Below are 14242 nucleotides of genomic sequence, written 5' to 3' on the forward strand. Positions count from 1 at the left end.
CCCAGGGGCGCGGGGAACTGCGCGAGCAACCACGACGAGAGCGGGACTCGGTCGATGACCCAGGGGCGCGGGGAACTGCGCGAGCAACCACGACGAGAGCGGGACTCGGTCGATGACCCAGGGGCGCGGGGAACTGCGCGAGCAACCACGACGAGAGCGGGACTCGGTCGATGACCCAGGGGCGCGGGGAACTGCGCGAGCAACCACGACGAGAGCGGGACTCGGTCGATGACCCAGGGGCGCGGGGAACTGCGCGAGCAACCACGACGAGAGCGGGACTCGGTCGATGACCCAGGGGCGCGGGGAACTGCGCGAGCAACCACGACGCGAGCGGCACTCGATCGACTGCCTCAGGGGCGCGGGGAACTGCGCGACCAGCCACGACGGGAGCCGCGCCCGGCGACGAACCCCTTACGCCGACTCGGTGAGGAGCCGGCCCAGCAACTCCCGCCCCGCGCCCAGCAACCCGGAAAGCGGCGCAGCCGACTCGTACCAGCGGGCCTCGTACTCCCAGCACAACCACCCGTCCCACCCCTCCCGGCTGAGCACCTCCACACACTCGGCGAGCGGCAGCACCCCGGCCCCCAGCGCGAGCGGCGTCGTGTCGTCGGGCCCGGCGATGTCCTTGACCTGGACATAGCCGAGGTAGGGAGAGAGCGCGGCATACGAGGCCGAGGGCTGCTCGCCGCCGAGCCAGGTGTGCATGACGTCCCACAGAACGCCCACGTTGCGGTGGCCGACGAGCCCGGCGACCCGGGACGCGGCGGCGCCGGTGCGGTGCGAGTCATGGGTCTCCAGCAGGACGCGTACACCGCGCTCGGCCGCGTACTCGGCGGCGACCCCGAGCCGCCGCGCGGCCGTCGCGTCGGCCTCCTCGGCGCTCTGCTCGTCACCCCCGCCGGGGAACACGCGCACGTACGGTGCCCCCAGGTCCCGCGCCAGATCGACCAGTTCACGGACCTGGTCAAGCACGGGCCCGTCGTCGGCGGCGGGCGCCGCCACCCGCGCGTACCCGGCGACACCGACCACCTCGACACCGGCCGCCTTGAACCGTGCGGCGGCGTCCGCCCGCTCGTCCGCACCGATGCCCGGATGGACCGGCTCCTCGGGATGCGCGCGCAGCTCGACACCGTGATAGCCGTGCGTGGTGGCGAGGCGCAGCACGTCGTCGAGGGGGAGACCAGGGACACCGAGGGTGGAGAACGCCAGTTTCATGGGGCGGACCCTACCCGTCAGTCCACCGACTTATGGAGGGCCATCTTCCAGTCCTGTCCGACGAGATCGGCGCCGAAGGACCGGTGCGGCCGCTCGCCGACGAGGACGAATCCGTGCCGCTGGTAGATCGAACGGGCCGACTTCAGCACATCGTTGGTCCACAGCACCATCTCCCGGTAGCCGACGCCCCGCGCGAAGTCCGTACAGGCGCGCACCAGCCGGTCGCCGATGCCGAGACCGCGTGCCTCGGGCTCGACGAGCAGCAGGCGCAGCCGGGCCGTGCCGGGCGCCTCGTCGCGTACGCACATCACGCAGCCCACCGGACGGCCGTCCAGCTCGGCGATCCACACCCGCTCCAGGTGCGGGTCGTGGTCCTCGGCGAAGTCGGCGACGATGCGGGCGACCAGGCCCTCGTAGTCGGTGTTCCAGCCGAACTCGGCCGCGTACAGAGCGCCGTTGCGCGCGACGATCCAGCCGAGGTCGCCGGGGCCCGGTTCGCGCAGCAGCACGTCGTCGGGGTGCGGGGTCGCGCGGCCGTCGCCGAGCAGTCGACGGACGGTGCGCAGGGCGTCGCCCAGCCGCTCGCGCTCACCCGCCGGAACCGAGGCGAGCAGCGTGCCGACGCGTTCCCGTGAGCGCTCGTCGAGGAGTTCGGCGGCGCCGCGGCCGCGTGCGGTGAGCGTGATGCGGCGGCGCCGGGAGTCCTTGTCCGACGAGCCGCGCTCGACCAGGCCCGCCCGCTCGAACTTGCCGAGGATGCGGCTCAGATACCCCGCGTCGAGCGAGAGCCGGGTGCGCAGGTCGGCGGCGTCGACGTGCTCGCTGTGCGCAAGCTCGTACAGGACCCGGGACTCGGTGAGGGTGTACGGGGCGTACAGGTGGCGGCTGTAGTCGAGCGCGCCGATCACGTTCGTGTAGAAGCGGTTGAAGGACCGGATGTCGTGCACGGTCATGGTCACCTCGCGGGTACCTCGTGGCGCGGACAGCGGCGCGGACAGTTGACTCAGTCAGAGGTTTCGGGTGCCGCTCAGCGTACGCCCGGACCCGGGGGCCGTCCACGGATGCCGACGTGGGCGGGCTGCGGCGCGGGGGCCGATTCAAGTCCGTGTATACGGCAGGTATGGCGTGTGCCAAGTGTCCGGGTCCAGGCCCATGGGTTGGCCAAGCCCTTGCCGTGCGTTGTCCCTGATTTCATCGTGGGCCTCCTCTGCGTCACATCCGGCGGAGCGCACTGTTGATCCAACGGCCCGTGCGACACGGGCCGTTGGCATGCAGGCGGCGACAGCCGGACCCGAGCAGACAGGGAACTTTCCATGGCCGAACTGACCCGACGCAGACTCCTCGGTTCCGCGGCGGGAGCCGTCGGCGGCGCCGCGGCACTCTCCCTCCTCCCGCCCAGCGTCCAGAAGGCGGTCGCGGCGGGCCCGCCCCGCAAGGGCTCGCTGCGCGACATCGAGCACGTCGTGATGCTCATGCAGGAGAACCGTTCGTTCGACCACTACTTCGGCACGCTCAAGGGCGTGCGCGGCTTCAACGACCCCCATGCGCTGAAGCTCGACAGCGGCCGCTCGGTCTTCTACCAGCCCGACGCGGAGAACCCGAAGGGGTACCTGCTCCCGTTCCACCTGGACACCCACTCCACCAGCGCCCAGGCCATCCCCTCCACGTCGCACGCCTGGTCGGTGCAGCACGAGGCGTGGAACAACGGGAAGATGGACCAGTGGCTGCCCGCGCACCGCAAGGCCGACGGCGTCAACGGCCCGTACGTGATGGGGTATTACACCCGTAAGGACATCCCCTTCCAGTTCGCGCTCGCCGAGACCTTCACCATCTGCGACAACTACTTCTGCTCGGTCTTCGGCCCGACCTGGCCCAACCGGCTCTACTGGATGACGGGCAGCATCGACCCCGGCGGCACGCAGGGCGGCCCCATCCTCAACAACACGGCGCCGCAGCCCTACCGCTGGACGACGTACGCGGAGCGCCTCCAGGCCGCCGGTGTCAGCTGGAAGGTCTACCAGCAGGACGACGACTACGGCTGCAACATGCTGGAGAACTTCGCGTCGTTCAAGAACGCGCAGCCCGGCTCGGACCTCTACGAGCGCGGGGTGCGTCCGCAGCCGGAGGGCACCTTCGAGGACGACGCCCGCAACGACCGCCTCCCGGCGGTGAGCTGGATCATGCCGACGAGCTACCAGTCGGAGCACCCGGACTACCTTCCGGCGGCCGGCGCCGACTTCGTCGCCCAGAAGATAGAGGCGATAGCCAGCAACCCCAAGGTCTGGGCGAAGACCGCCTTCATCCTCAACTACGACGAGAACGACGGCCTGTTCGACCACGTCGCGCCGCCCACGCCCCCGGCGGGCACCGCGGACGAGTTCGTGAAGGGTCTGCCCATCGGCGGCGGCTTCCGCGTCCCCGCGATCATCATCTCGCCCTGGACGGTCGGCGGCTGGGTTGCCTCGGAGACCTTCGACCACACCTCGGCGCTCCAGTTCCTGGAGAGCTTCACGGGCGTCGAGGAGCCCAACATCTCCGACTGGCGCCGCGACACCTTCGGCGACCTCACCTCGGCCTTCCGCTTCTCCCACGCCAAGCCCCGCGCGCCCCGCCTGCCCGACGACACCGCCGAGCAGCTGGCCCAGGCGAAGGAAGAGGTGGCCACCCTCCCGAAGCCGACCCTCCCGGGCGCCGACCAGAAGTTCCCCCACCAGGAGCCGGGACGCCGGCCGCACGTGTAGCCCGGCACGGCTCCGGCACCTCCCGGACACCGGCCGCCGAGCGGGGTGTGGCCCCCGCTCGGCGGCCACACCGTGGGTGCCTGCCGATGCCTCAGACGGCTTGCGCGATCCCCACCAGCGCGGCGTGGGTCTCCGCGTCGGCCGCCACGACGAGCCCGCCCGCCCCGGTGTGCAGCGGCTCGCCGAGGATCCCCGTCACCACGCACCCCGCGGCTCGGCACAGGCCGATCCCGGCGCTGAAGTGCACGCTGTCACGCAGCTGCCCGTCGGTCACGTACGCGGCCCGTCGCCCGGCGGCGACCCAGGCGACGGCCAGCGTCGTCGATACGACACGCGGCCGGAAGCGGTCGGCGAACTCCGGTGCGGCGATGATCCGGGCGCCCCGGAACTCGGGCGAACGGGGGTCGGCGGTATCCATGTTGATGTCCACGAGCCGCGACGCGGCGGACGGAGCCAACGCCCGGTCGACGCCGCCCTCACGGACCAGGGCGCGCTCACCGTCGGTCCAGAAGACTTCCCCCGAGAACGGGTCGGCGGTGGCGGCGGCCGTGACCTCGCCATCGACCCTGAGAGCCACGTTGACGCCGACGAGCATGTTCTTCGCGGCGTAGTTCAGGGTCCCGCACAGGGGGTCCACCAGCCACCGCCGCCGCGCCCCCGGGAGCCCGCTCTCCCCGCTCTCTTCCCCCGCCACGGCATCGTCGGGCCGTCCGGCCCGCAGCACACCGAGGACGGCGTCCTCCGCGGCGAGATCGGCGGCGGTCGCGAAGTCACCGCCGCCCTTGTCGAACCGCTCCAGTGCGCTGTCGTCGTACATCACCCGCACGACCGCGGCGCCGGCCGCGGCGGCGGTGAGGGCGAGTTCGGCGTCGGGCGCCGCGTCCGTGATCGTCATGCGCGCACAGTAGCCCCGGGGGCGGCGGTCGGACACGGCCGCTTACGGAGTTACTCCGCCGTGAACTCGTACCGCAACTCGTAGAGATGACCGGCCTTGACCATCACCGTGGCTTCGACCGGTCTGCCGTCATTGCTGTGGACCGAGCAATGCCCAAGGGGTAGTAGGAAGCGACCGGTTCCGCCGGCTCCTCATCAAGGGGCAGCAGTTGACGGCGTACGACGCACCGCTGTGCGATGCGCGCGGGCCGTGACTGCCGCCCCGGCACGCCTGATGGCCAGCCCTTCGCCCTTGAGGAGTTGCAGGGCCTTCTGCACGCTGGCGCCGGACGCCTTGAACGCTCCTTGAGCTGCACGGTCGACGGGATCTTCGCTCCGGGAGCCAGCACGCCGCTCATGATCCGGTCGCGCAGATCGGCGGCGATCCGTTCGTGCAACGGGCGGCGGTCGAAGGCGTCGGGGTCGGTACGGGGCACGGTCAGCCGATCCGGATCTCGTAGCGCAGGCGCTGGCGGCGGGCGGGCATGGTGATGAGGTCCGCCTGGATCGGACGGCCGTCGGCGTCGAGGGTGAGGCGGGCGATGTGCAGCACGGGCTCGTTCTCCGCCAGGTGCAGCTCCGCCCGCTCCTCGGCGTCCGGCATGTGTGCGGTGACGTCTTCCTGCACGCGTACTCCTACGTGGCCGAGCTCGGCGAGCAGTGCGACGGCGCCGCCGCGAATCTTGCCGGTGCCTGTGAGGCGCGTACCCCGGGCGATGTCCGCGGGGTAATACGTGTCCGTCAACTCGCAGGGTGTGTCGTCGAGTTCGATGATGCGGCGGCGGACGACCACGGGACTGCCCGGTTCCATGCCGAGCAGCGCCGCGACGGCCGGCGGCGCGGGTACTTCTCCGGCCTGTGCGATGCGCTGAGTTCCCCGACGCCCCTGAGCCGAGGCCTCCGCACCCCATACGTCCGACGGGGCGCCCTCGACGGGCGGGGCCAGGTACGGCATCGAGGTGCTCGTCCAGTCGCTCATGCCGACCATGGTGCCTCCCGTGGCTCGGCGTGTCCCAGTCCTCATCGTGGCGAGGCTCATCCGATGAAACTCTGCGGCAGGTGCGTTGGACTCCCTCCGGGCTGTACTGGGCGATCTCATGTCGACCTACGCAGAACTGAGACACCTGAGCCTGCGCCTCTTCGAGTGCCTCGCCGATGCGCTGCGGATCGGGGGGAGCGCAGGAGCGGGGGAGCGGGGGAGCGCGGATTCCGGCGCCCGGCGACAGCCTGGACTGAGTGGGCGCTGTCCGGCGTGCGGCCTGCCCGGCGCTGCGATGATCCCCTCCATGACCCGCCTCTTCACCCGTACCGACCTCCTCGCCCTCCTCGACCCGGCCGCCTGCGCCGAGGCGCTGGCGGCGGGGTTTCGGGTCGCCGTGCCCGGGGCCGGTGGTCGGCGGGTGATCGCCGGGCTTCCCTTTGCCGGTACGGCGACGGCGCTGATCCCAGGAGTGCTGCCCGGGGTCCCCGCCTACACGGTGAAGGTCAACGCCAAATTCCCCGGTGCGACGCCCGCCCTGCGTGGCGTTGTCTGTCTGCACAGCGGGGTCGACGGAGAGCTCCTGGCGCTGCTCGACTCGGCGACGGTCACGGCCTGGCGGACCGGGCTCGCCGCCGCGCTGGGGACGCACGCGCTGGCCCGGGCGGAGGCGCGCACGGTCGGGGTGATCGGGGCGGGCGCGCAGGCCGAGCTGATGCTGCGGGGACTGCGCGCCCTGCGCGACATCGGGGAGGTGTGGGTCCACGACGTGGATCCCGGCCGGGCGCGGGCGTTCGCCGACCGTCATGACGCGCGTACGGCACCGCACCCCGCGGCGATCGCCGACGCGGCCGACATCGTCCTCCTGTCGACTTGGTCCCGCACCCCGCTCCTCGGCCTCGGCCAAGCCCGGCCCGGGCAGCACTTCACGACGCTCGGCGCGGACGAGCCCGGCAAGCTGGAACTGGGAACCGATCTGCTGCGGGCTGCATATTTGGTCGTCGATGACCGGGAACTCGCCCTTGAGAGTGGGGTGTTGGGCTCTCTTGGGGGTGCGGCTGATTCGGTACGCGCCACCCCGGTTCTGGGGGAGATCCTGAACGGCGCCGGCCCGCCGCCCGGGGCCGTCACCGTCTACGCCCCGGTCGGCCTCCCGTGGCAGGACCTTGCCCTGGCCTGGCTGGCCTATGAGGAGTCGCGGCGGCGGGGCGACGGCGCGGGCCGCGAGGTCGACTTCCTCGCCTGAGGTGCGGGTCAGCCCACCGGGACCAGGGTGAGGTAGGCGATGCCGAGTACGTCGCGGTAGCCCCTGAGCCAGTTGGCCCGGTGCGCGTCCAGCTTCTCGCGGGTCTCCCCGGCCAGCGGGTGGTCCGGGTGGCCGGCCAGCCAGACCTCCTTGTCCGCCTGGTAGCCGGACTCGAACGTCTCCCACTCGTCACGGTTCGCCGTCTCGACCCAGGCGGGCCGGAACCCGGCCTCCACGGCGCGGTCTACGAGCCCCGCCAGGTCGTCGTACTCGTCGGCCCTGGCGTCCGGCCACATCGCGGCCAACTCGTCCTGCGTCGGCGGCCGTTGCCAGTACCCCTCGGCGAGCAGCACCCGGCCGCCCGGCGTGACGAGGCGGCGCAGCGCGTGCAGCGCCTCCGTGGTGTGGCGGGGCGGTTCGGCGTCGCTGAGCGCGTGGCTGGCGCTGAGGCAGAGCACCAGGTCGGCGGGGTCGGGCGCGGCGTCGGTGGCGGACTTCTCCAGGAACTCGACGCGGCCGGAGAGACCGCGGGCGGCGGCGTCCGTACGGCCCCGGGCCAGATCCTCACCGTTGAGATCGATCCCGACCCCGGTCGCCCCGGGCGCCGCTTCGAGCACCCGCAGCATCAACTCGCCCCAGCCGCAGCCGATGTCGAGCACGGTGGTCGGCTCCGCGAGCGCCAGGCGGTCGACGATGCCCTTGGCCCGGGGCTCGGAGAGGGGGCCGTGGAAGGTGAGGTGGGTGAGGCGCGGTGGGAGGTCCTGGGTTTCGGTCATGGCGGGTAACGGTACGTGGGGGTGGGCGTCCGCACGAGGGGGTTTTCGCGGTCCGCGTCCCTGTGGGGTTGGCGGTCGGGTGCGGGTCGCGTCGTGGCTGGTCGCGCAGTTCCCCGCGCCCCTGAGATGCGCACTTCGTGCGGCATCTCATCACAGGCGCGCCCCCACGTTTCAGGAGAGGCGCGCCACCAGTCCGAGGTGGGGCGCACCCCCTGCCCAGGGCGGAGGCGCGCGAAGCGCAGCCTCAGGGGGAAGCTGCGCGCAGCGCATGCTTCAGGGGCGCGGGGAACTGCGCGAGAAGCCCCACCGGGCCGCGGACGAACGACAACCTGCGACCAGTCCCACCGGGCCGCACCCGAACGACAACCTGGGGCCAGCCCCACCGACCCGCACCCGACCGACAACCCACGACCACCCCCACCGACCCACCCCCGAAAACGAACACCTCACCCCAACAGCGTGACCGTCACGACGCCCGCGGCACCCCCGTGGACCCCCGCACCATCAACTCCCCGCCCACCACATCCACCCCACCCGCCGGCGCAGCCTCCCGCCCCATCGCGATGCGTCCCGCCCGCGCCGCCGCCTCCGCCAGGGGAAGCCGGACCGTCGTCAGGGCGGGCACCGCGTCCACGCTGAAGGGGAGGTCGTCGAAGCCCGCCACCGAGACGTCCTCGGGGATGCGCAGGCCGGCCTCCCGCAGGGCCGCGCAGGCGCCGAGCGCGACCGTGTCGTTGGCGGCGACCACGGCGGTCAACGACGGATCCCTGCGCAGGAGTTCCACCGTCGCGGCGTACCCCGCCGCCCGGTCGTAGGGACCGTGCACGACCAGGCCGTCCGACTCGCCGACCCCGGCGGCGGTCAGCGCCTCGCGGTGGCCCTCCAGGCGGTCCCGGGTCGTCGTCCGCTCCTCGGGCCCCGCGACGTAGCCGATGCGCCGGTGCCCGAGAGTCAGCAGATGCTCCGTCAACTCCCGGCCGCCGCCGCGATTGTCGAAGGTCAGCGCCACCGCGTCCGCGTCCGGCACCGGCGGCCGCCCGCACAGCACCACCCGCGTACCGGCCTCCGCGAGCCGCCTCAACTTCGAGGCCACCGCCGTCACATGGGCGGCGTCCTCGATCGCCCCGCCCGTCAGAACGACCGCGGCCGCGCGCTGACGCTGGAGCAGTGTCAGGTACGTCAACTCGCGTTCCGGAGAACCACCCGTGTTGCAGACCACCGCGAGCCTCTCACCGCCCGCGCGACCGCCGGGGCCGACGATCTCCGACTGCACGGCGGACGCCATGATCCCGAAGAACGGGTCGGCGATGTCGTTGACCAGCACCCCGACCAGGTCGGACGTGGCGGCGGCGAGCGCGCTCGCCGGACCGTTGAGCACGTAGTCCAGCTCGTCCACGGCCTTCAGGACCCGCTCGCGGGTGGCGGCGGCGACCGGGTAGTTGCCGTTGAGCACGCGCGAGACGGTGGCGGGGGACACCTGCGCGCGGGCTGCCACGTCCGCAAGGGTCACGGTCATCGAGTCATCCTCCGACTGGTATGCGGCTGGTGTCGGCTGTGGTGTCCGCTGTCATCCGCCGCGTATCCGCTCTTGTCCGAGCGGCTGTGCAGAGGCTAGCTTCTCCTTAGGTAGAAAGCGCTTGCTACGGGATATCGAACACGGGATATCGATGGGGCAGGCGCGGATTTCGCGTACGCCGGGCCACGGCGGCAGGACGCCTCGCCGCCAGGACGGTTCACCGGCCGGACGAAGGGACTCACGTGACACGCAAGACGGTGCGCATCGCCATGAACGGTGTGACGGGGCGCATGGGCTACCGCCAGCACCTCGTCCGCTCCATCCTCGCGCTGCGCGAGCAGGGCGGCCTCGACCTCGGTGACGGCACGGTCCTGTGGCCCGAGCCGGTCCTGGTGGGCCGCCGCGAGCACGCCCTGAAGGCGATCGCCGAGCGGCACGGGCTCGACCCGGCGAACATCTCCACCGACGTGGACGCCGTACTCGCCGACGACAGCGTCGACATCTTCTTCGACGCCGCGATGACCTCGGGCCGCGAGGAGATCCTGAAGAAGGCGATAGCCGCCGGCAAGCACGTCTACACCGAGAAGCCCACCGCCACCGGCCTCGAAGGCGCCGTCGAACTGGCCCGCCTGGCACGGGAGAAGGGCGTCAAGTCGGGCGTCGTGCAGGACAAGCTGTTCCTGCCGGGCCTGCTCAAGCTCAAGCGCCTCATCGACGGTGGCTTCTTCGGGCGGATCCTGTCCGTGCGCGGCGAGTTCGGCTACTGGGTCTTCGAGGGCGACTGGCAGGAGGCCCAGCGCCCCTCGTGGAACTACCGCACGGAGGACGGCGGCGGCATCGTCGTCGACATGTTCCCGCACTGGGAGTACGTGCTGCACGAGCTGTTCGGCCGGGTCACCTCGGTCACCGCGCTCGCCACCACCCACATCCCCACCCGCTGGGACGAGAACGGCAAGCCCTACGACGCCACCGCCGACGACTCCGCGTACGGCATCTTCGAGATCGAGGGCCCCCAGGGACCGGTCGTCGCCCAGATCAACTCCTCGTGGGACGTGCGCGTCAACCGCGACGAGCTCGTCGAGTTCCAGGTCGACGGCACCGAGGGCTCGGCCGTCGCCGGACTGCGCAACTGCCGCGTCCAGCACCGCAGTTCCACCCCGAAGCCGGTCTGGAACCCGGACCTCCCGGCGACGTACTCCTTCCGCGACCAGTGGCAGGAGGTCCCGGACAACACCGAGTTCGACAACGGCTTCAAGGTCCAGTGGGAGCTGTTCCTCCAGCACGTGTACGCCGGTGCCGACTACCACTGGGACCTCCTCGCCGGAGCGCGCGGCGTGCAGATGGCCGAGCTGGGTCTGAAGTCGTCGGCCGACGGTCGCCGCCTGGACGTTCCGGAGATCTCGCTGTGACCCTTCATCTCCCCACCGCCGAAGGCGGGTTGAAGGCGTACGAGCCGCGCGCCGAGCCGCTCTCCTTCGACACGGGCGCGCCGCTCGCCTCCCGGGTCGTCTTCTCGGCGGCGCACGTCGTCGCCGACCCGCTCGCCGACACCAACCCCGACTCCCCGGCCGCCGTCGACTGGGACGCCACCCTCGCCTTCCGCCGCCACCTGTGGTCGCACGGGCTCGGCGTCGCCGAGGCCATGGACACCGCGCAGCGCGGCATGGGCCTGGACTGGGCGGGCGCCGCCGAACTGATCCGGCGCTCCGCCGCCGAGGCGAAGGCCGTCGGCGGCCGCATCGCCTGCGGTGTCGGCACCGACCAGCTCACCGCGCCCGCCCGCGACCTGGCCGAGGTCAGGGCCGCGTACGAGGAACAGCTCGCGCTCGTCGAGGGGTCGGGCGCGCAGGCGATCCTCATGGCGTCCCGCGCCCTGGCCGCCGTCGCCCGCGGCCCCGAGGACTACCTCGACGTCTACGGCCACCTGCTCCGGCAGGCCACCGAACCGGTCGTCCTGCACTGGCTCGGCCCGATGTTCGACCCGGCGCTCGACGGCTACTGGGGCTCCGCCGACCTCGACGCCGCGACCGAGACGTTCCTGGAGGTCATCGCCGCGCACCCGGACAAGGTCGACGGCATCAAGGTGTCCCTCCTCGACGCCCGCCGCGAGGTCGAACTGCGCCGCCGCCTCCCGCAGGGCGTGCGCTGCTACACCGGCGACGACTTCAACTACCCCGAGCTGATCGCGGGCGACGACCGCGGCTTCAGCCACGCCCTCCTCGGCATCTTCGACCCGCTGGGCCCGCTGGCCGCGCAGGCGGTCCGCGTCCTGGACACGGGCGACGTCAAGGGCTTCCGCGAACTCCTCGACCCCACCGTCGAGTTGTCCCGGCACCTCTTCCAGACGCCGACCCGCTTCTACAAGACCGGCGTCGTGTTCCTGGCGTGGCTCTCCGGCCACCAGGAGCACTTCACCATGGTCGGCGGGCTCCAGTCGGCGCGCTCCCTGCCGCACTTCGCGCGCGCCTACGAACTCGCCGACTCGCTCGGCCTGTTCCCGAGCCCGGAGCTGGCCGAGACCCGCATGAAGCAACTGCTCGCCCTGTACGGAGTGACCAAGTGAGCGCCGACCCGCTGTTCTCCATCAATCAGATGACCGTCAAGCAGCTCAGCCTGCCCGAACTCGTCGACGCGTGCGGTGAGTTGGGGGTCCGTAACGTCGGCACCTGGCGGGCGCCCGTCCAGGAGTACGGCGTCGAGAAGGCCGCCGTACTGCTGCGCGACGCCGGTCTCACCGTCACCACGCACTGCCGCGGCGGCTTCCTCACCGCGATCGACGCGGCCGAGCGCACGGCCGCGCTCGACGACAACAAGCGCGCCGTCGACGAGGCCGTCACCCTCGGCACGGACGTCCTGGTCCTGGTCTCCGGCGGACTGCCGACCGGCTCGTACGACCTGGCGGGCGCCCGTGAGCGCATCGCCGAGGGCATCGAGGTGCTCGCCCCGTACGCCGCCGAGCGCGGCGTGAAGCTGGCGATCGAGCCGCTGCACCCGATGTACGCGGCCGACCGCTGCGTGGTCTCCACCCTCGCGCAGGCCCTGGACATCGCCGAACGCTTCCCGGCCGACCAGGTCGGCGTCTGCGTCGACACGTACCACATCTGGTGGGACGACCAGGCGCCCGCGCAGCTCGCGCGGGCCGGAGCCCAGGGACGTATCGCGACGTTCCAACTCGCCGACTGGACGACGCCGTTGCCCGAGGGCGTGCTCAACGGCCGGGGGCAGATCGGCGACGGTGCGATCGACATGCGGTACTGGCGCGGCCTGGTGGAGAAGCAGGGATACACGGGCCCCATCGAGGTGGAGCTGTTCAACGACGGGCTGTGGGCGCGCGACGGCCGCGAGGTCCTCGCGGAGACCGTCGAACGCTTCACCCGGCACGCCGTCTGAAACCTGCTGCCTGACAGGTCCTAGACCTCGCCGTCCCGTACCCGCGCCACGTCGCGCGGGTACGTGCGGTGGAGCAGCCCGCAGAAGGCCGCGTTGGCCACCATCAGGACCACCAGCACCCACAGGAAGACCGTCTGGAGCCCCAGGGCGTCGCCCAGCGCCCCGGCGCCGAGGTTGAACAGGGCGTAGGCGATCGCCTCGGCGACGGAGATGAGGACGGCGAAGGCCGGGCCGCGCAGGTCGGGCGGGGTGACGGCCATGACGATGGGCCGGTTGACGCCGGGATTCGCGCCCTGCACGGCCGCCATCGCCCCGAAGAGCAGCAGGTAGGCGCCGATGCCGTGCCAGTCGATCTGCGTGCCGAGGAACGCGAGCCCCGCGTAGAGGAGTTGCAGTACCTGGAGGGTGCGGACGCGCCCGTGCTCGGGGTTCGCGCGGTGGACGCGGTCGGTGATCAGGCCGCCGGCCACGCTGCCGAGCAGGTACCCGACGCCGCTGGGTATCGCGATGAGCGCGGCCGTCGCGGTGCCGAAGCCGCGTTCGGTGAGGAAGACGATGCCGAACCCGGCGACCAGCAGATGTCCGCTGAGCAGCCGCTGGACCACCATGAGTCCGAACGTGGGGATGCCGAAGAGGCGGCGCAGGGTCTGCCGGGAGAACGCGCCCGCGGTGTCCTGGGCGGCGGGCGCCGTCGCCTCGCTCGCCCCGGAGCCCGGGTCCCGGAAGAGGAACAGCACCAGCAGGGCCGCCAGTACGCACAGCGCGCCCACCGCGTAGAAACCGGAGCGCCAGCCGCCGGGGGCCTCGGCGAGCTGTGCCACGAGCGGGCCGATGACCGCGCCGAGCAGGGTCACCGCGCCGTACATCGTGCCGATCGCCCGCCCCCGGGACGTCTCGTCGAAGAGGTCGGCGACGACGTCGTGGACGAGGGGCTGGCCCGCGGCGGCGCCCACGGCGGCCAGCAGGTAGCAGGTGAGCAACTGCGGGAAGTTCTGGCTCAGCCCGCAGGCGGCGAGCCACCCGCCCATCCACAGGCCCGTGCCGACCAGGACGCTCCTGCGGCCTGCGCGCCGCGCGGCGGCGACCCACAGCGGGCCGGAGACGGCGCCGACCACCCGGCTGAGCGCCTGGAGCAGGCCCAGGTGACTCAGGGACATGCCGAGGGTCTGGCGCATCGCGGCGAAGAGGGTGCTGACGACGGACGATTCGCTGTTGTCGGTCAGCACCGTCGGGGAGAGGACGGACAACTGCCGCCAGCGACCCGGGACATGGCGCCCGGCGGCGAGGTCCTTCGGTGGCGCGGCGGGACCGGAACCGGCACCGGCCAGGGGGACGGACGGGGAGTTTTCGGGCATGACGAACTCACCTCTGCCGCGCGGCGGCGTGACGGGGAGGAGCGGGGACGGGGAGGGGCGGGGACGGGGAGGGGGAGGGGCGAGTCCCGGG

The 14242-nt window shown here is 72.1% G+C and carries 12 protein-coding genes and 1 pseudogene; 5 read left to right on the plus strand and 8 right to left on the minus strand.

Features of this window, described 5'->3' with window-relative positions:
• Positions 1-411: 411 nt before the first annotated feature.
• Positions 412-1215 carry a sugar phosphate isomerase/epimerase family protein gene (locus ACFVDP_RS37780; RefSeq protein WP_383500200.1) on the minus strand — a complete coding sequence of 268 codons (804 nt, stop codon included), beginning with the start codon at positions 1213-1215 and terminating at the stop codon, positions 412-414.
• A 17-nt stretch (positions 1216-1232) separates the two neighbouring features.
• Positions 1233-2168, minus strand: a complete 936-nt coding sequence (locus tag ACFVDP_RS37785; protein WP_383500203.1) for a GNAT family N-acetyltransferase — start codon at positions 2166-2168, stop codon at positions 1233-1235.
• Between the two features lie 360 nt (positions 2169-2528).
• Between ACFVDP_RS37785 and ACFVDP_RS37790 the strand changes: the two genes are divergently transcribed.
• Positions 2529-3956 carry an alkaline phosphatase family protein gene (locus tag ACFVDP_RS37790; protein ID WP_383500206.1) on the plus strand — a complete coding sequence of 476 codons (1428 nt, stop codon included), beginning with the start codon at positions 2529-2531 and terminating at the stop codon, positions 3954-3956.
• Between the two features lie 91 nt (positions 3957-4047).
• Here the strand turns inward: ACFVDP_RS37790 and ACFVDP_RS37795 are convergent, their stop codons facing one another.
• The 3 genes and pseudogenes from ACFVDP_RS37795 to ACFVDP_RS37805 form a co-directional block, all read right to left on the minus strand.
• Positions 4048-4851, minus strand: coding sequence for an inositol monophosphatase family protein (locus ACFVDP_RS37795; RefSeq protein WP_383500209.1), 804 nt, complete (start codon positions 4849-4851; stop codon positions 4048-4050).
• A gap of 50 nt (positions 4852-4901) precedes the next feature.
• A pseudogene (locus ACFVDP_RS37800) lies at positions 4902-5332 on the minus strand (winged helix-turn-helix domain-containing protein).
• Positions 5329-5868: a GntR family transcriptional regulator gene (locus ACFVDP_RS37805; protein ID WP_383500211.1), complete on the minus strand. Its 540-nt coding sequence runs from the start codon at positions 5866-5868 to the stop codon at positions 5329-5331. The pseudogene ACFVDP_RS37800 and the gene ACFVDP_RS37805 overlap by 4 nt, the downstream one beginning before the upstream one ends.
• Before the next feature lie 307 nt (positions 5869-6175).
• On the opposite strand from ACFVDP_RS37805, the gene ACFVDP_RS37810 reads away from it, so the two are divergent.
• Positions 6176-7114 (plus strand): ornithine cyclodeaminase family protein, encoded by a 939-nt coding sequence (locus tag ACFVDP_RS37810; RefSeq protein WP_383500214.1) that lies wholly within the window; start codon positions 6176-6178, stop codon positions 7112-7114.
• A gap of 8 nt (positions 7115-7122) precedes the next feature.
• On the opposite strand, the gene ACFVDP_RS37815 is transcribed toward ACFVDP_RS37810, so the two are convergent.
• Both ACFVDP_RS37815 and ACFVDP_RS37820 read right to left on the minus strand, forming a co-directional pair.
• The gene (locus tag ACFVDP_RS37815) at positions 7123-7890 is read right to left on the minus strand and encodes an SAM-dependent methyltransferase (RefSeq protein ID WP_383500217.1); all 768 of its coding nucleotides are present in this window, start codon (positions 7888-7890) and stop codon (positions 7123-7125) included.
• Positions 7891-8356: 466 nt separating this feature from the next.
• Positions 8357-9406, minus strand: a complete 1050-nt coding sequence (locus ACFVDP_RS37820) for a LacI family DNA-binding transcriptional regulator (RefSeq protein ID WP_383500220.1) — start codon at positions 9404-9406, stop codon at positions 8357-8359.
• A 242-nt stretch (positions 9407-9648) separates the two neighbouring features.
• Between ACFVDP_RS37820 and ACFVDP_RS37825 the strand changes: the two genes are divergently transcribed.
• Genes ACFVDP_RS37825 through ACFVDP_RS37835 form a run of 3 tightly spaced genes read left to right on the plus strand, consistent with a single transcriptional unit; the run spans position 9649 to position 12796 of the window.
• Entirely contained in the window at positions 9649-10815 is a 1167-nt protein-coding gene (locus tag ACFVDP_RS37825; protein WP_383500223.1) for a Gfo/Idh/MocA family protein, read from the plus strand.
• On the plus strand, positions 10812-11969 hold the full coding sequence (locus ACFVDP_RS37830) for a dihydrodipicolinate synthase family protein (protein WP_383500225.1): 1158 nt from the start codon (positions 10812-10814) through the stop codon (positions 11967-11969). The genes ACFVDP_RS37825 and ACFVDP_RS37830 overlap by 4 nt, the downstream gene beginning before the upstream one ends.
• Before the next feature lie 29 nt (positions 11970-11998).
• The gene (locus tag ACFVDP_RS37835) at positions 11999-12796 is read left to right on the plus strand and encodes a sugar phosphate isomerase/epimerase family protein (RefSeq protein WP_383500456.1); all 798 of its coding nucleotides are present in this window, start codon (positions 11999-12001) and stop codon (positions 12794-12796) included.
• 20 nt (positions 12797-12816) lie between these two features.
• On the opposite strand, the gene ACFVDP_RS37840 is transcribed toward ACFVDP_RS37835, so the two are convergent.
• Positions 12817-14151 carry an MFS transporter gene (locus ACFVDP_RS37840; protein ID WP_383500228.1) on the minus strand — a complete coding sequence of 445 codons (1335 nt, stop codon included), beginning with the start codon at positions 14149-14151 and terminating at the stop codon, positions 12817-12819.
• Positions 14152-14242 lie beyond the last annotated feature (91 nt).

The organism is Streptomyces sp. NPDC057694 (assembly GCF_042799415.1).
Classification (GTDB): domain Bacteria; phylum Actinomycetota; class Actinomycetes; order Streptomycetales; family Streptomycetaceae; genus Streptomyces.

Bases quoted from the DNA above. Each gene is read 5' to 3' on its own strand.
- ACFVDP_RS37785 (WP_383500203.1), bottom strand. From the start codon at position 2,168: ATGACCGTGCACGACATCCGGTCCTTCAACCGCTTCTACACGAACGTG.
- ACFVDP_RS37790 (WP_383500206.1), top strand. From the start codon at position 2,529: ATGGCCGAACTGACCCGACGCAGACTCCTCGGTTCCGCGGCGGGAGCC.
- ACFVDP_RS37805 (WP_383500211.1), bottom strand. From the start codon at position 5,868: ATGAGCGACTGGACGAGCACCTCGATGCCGTACCTGGCCCCGCCCGTC.
- ACFVDP_RS37835 (WP_383500456.1), top strand. From the start codon at position 11,999: ATGACCGTCAAGCAGCTCAGCCTGCCCGAACTCGTCGACGCGTGCGGT.
- ACFVDP_RS37795 (WP_383500209.1), bottom strand. From the start codon at position 4,851: ATGACGATCACGGACGCGGCGCCCGACGCCGAACTCGCCCTCACCGCC.
- ACFVDP_RS37820 (WP_383500220.1), bottom strand. From the start codon at position 9,406: ATGACCGTGACCCTTGCGGACGTGGCAGCCCGCGCGCAGGTGTCCCCC.
- ACFVDP_RS37815 (WP_383500217.1), bottom strand. From the start codon at position 7,890: ATGACCGAAACCCAGGACCTCCCACCGCGCCTCACCCACCTCACCTTC.
- ACFVDP_RS37810 (WP_383500214.1), top strand. From the start codon at position 6,176: ATGACCCGCCTCTTCACCCGTACCGACCTCCTCGCCCTCCTCGACCCG.
- ACFVDP_RS37780 (WP_383500200.1), bottom strand. From the start codon at position 1,215: ATGAAACTGGCGTTCTCCACCCTCGGTGTCCCTGGTCTCCCCCTCGAC.
- ACFVDP_RS37840 (WP_383500228.1), bottom strand. From the start codon at position 14,151: ATGCCCGAAAACTCCCCGTCCGTCCCCCTGGCCGGTGCCGGTTCCGGT.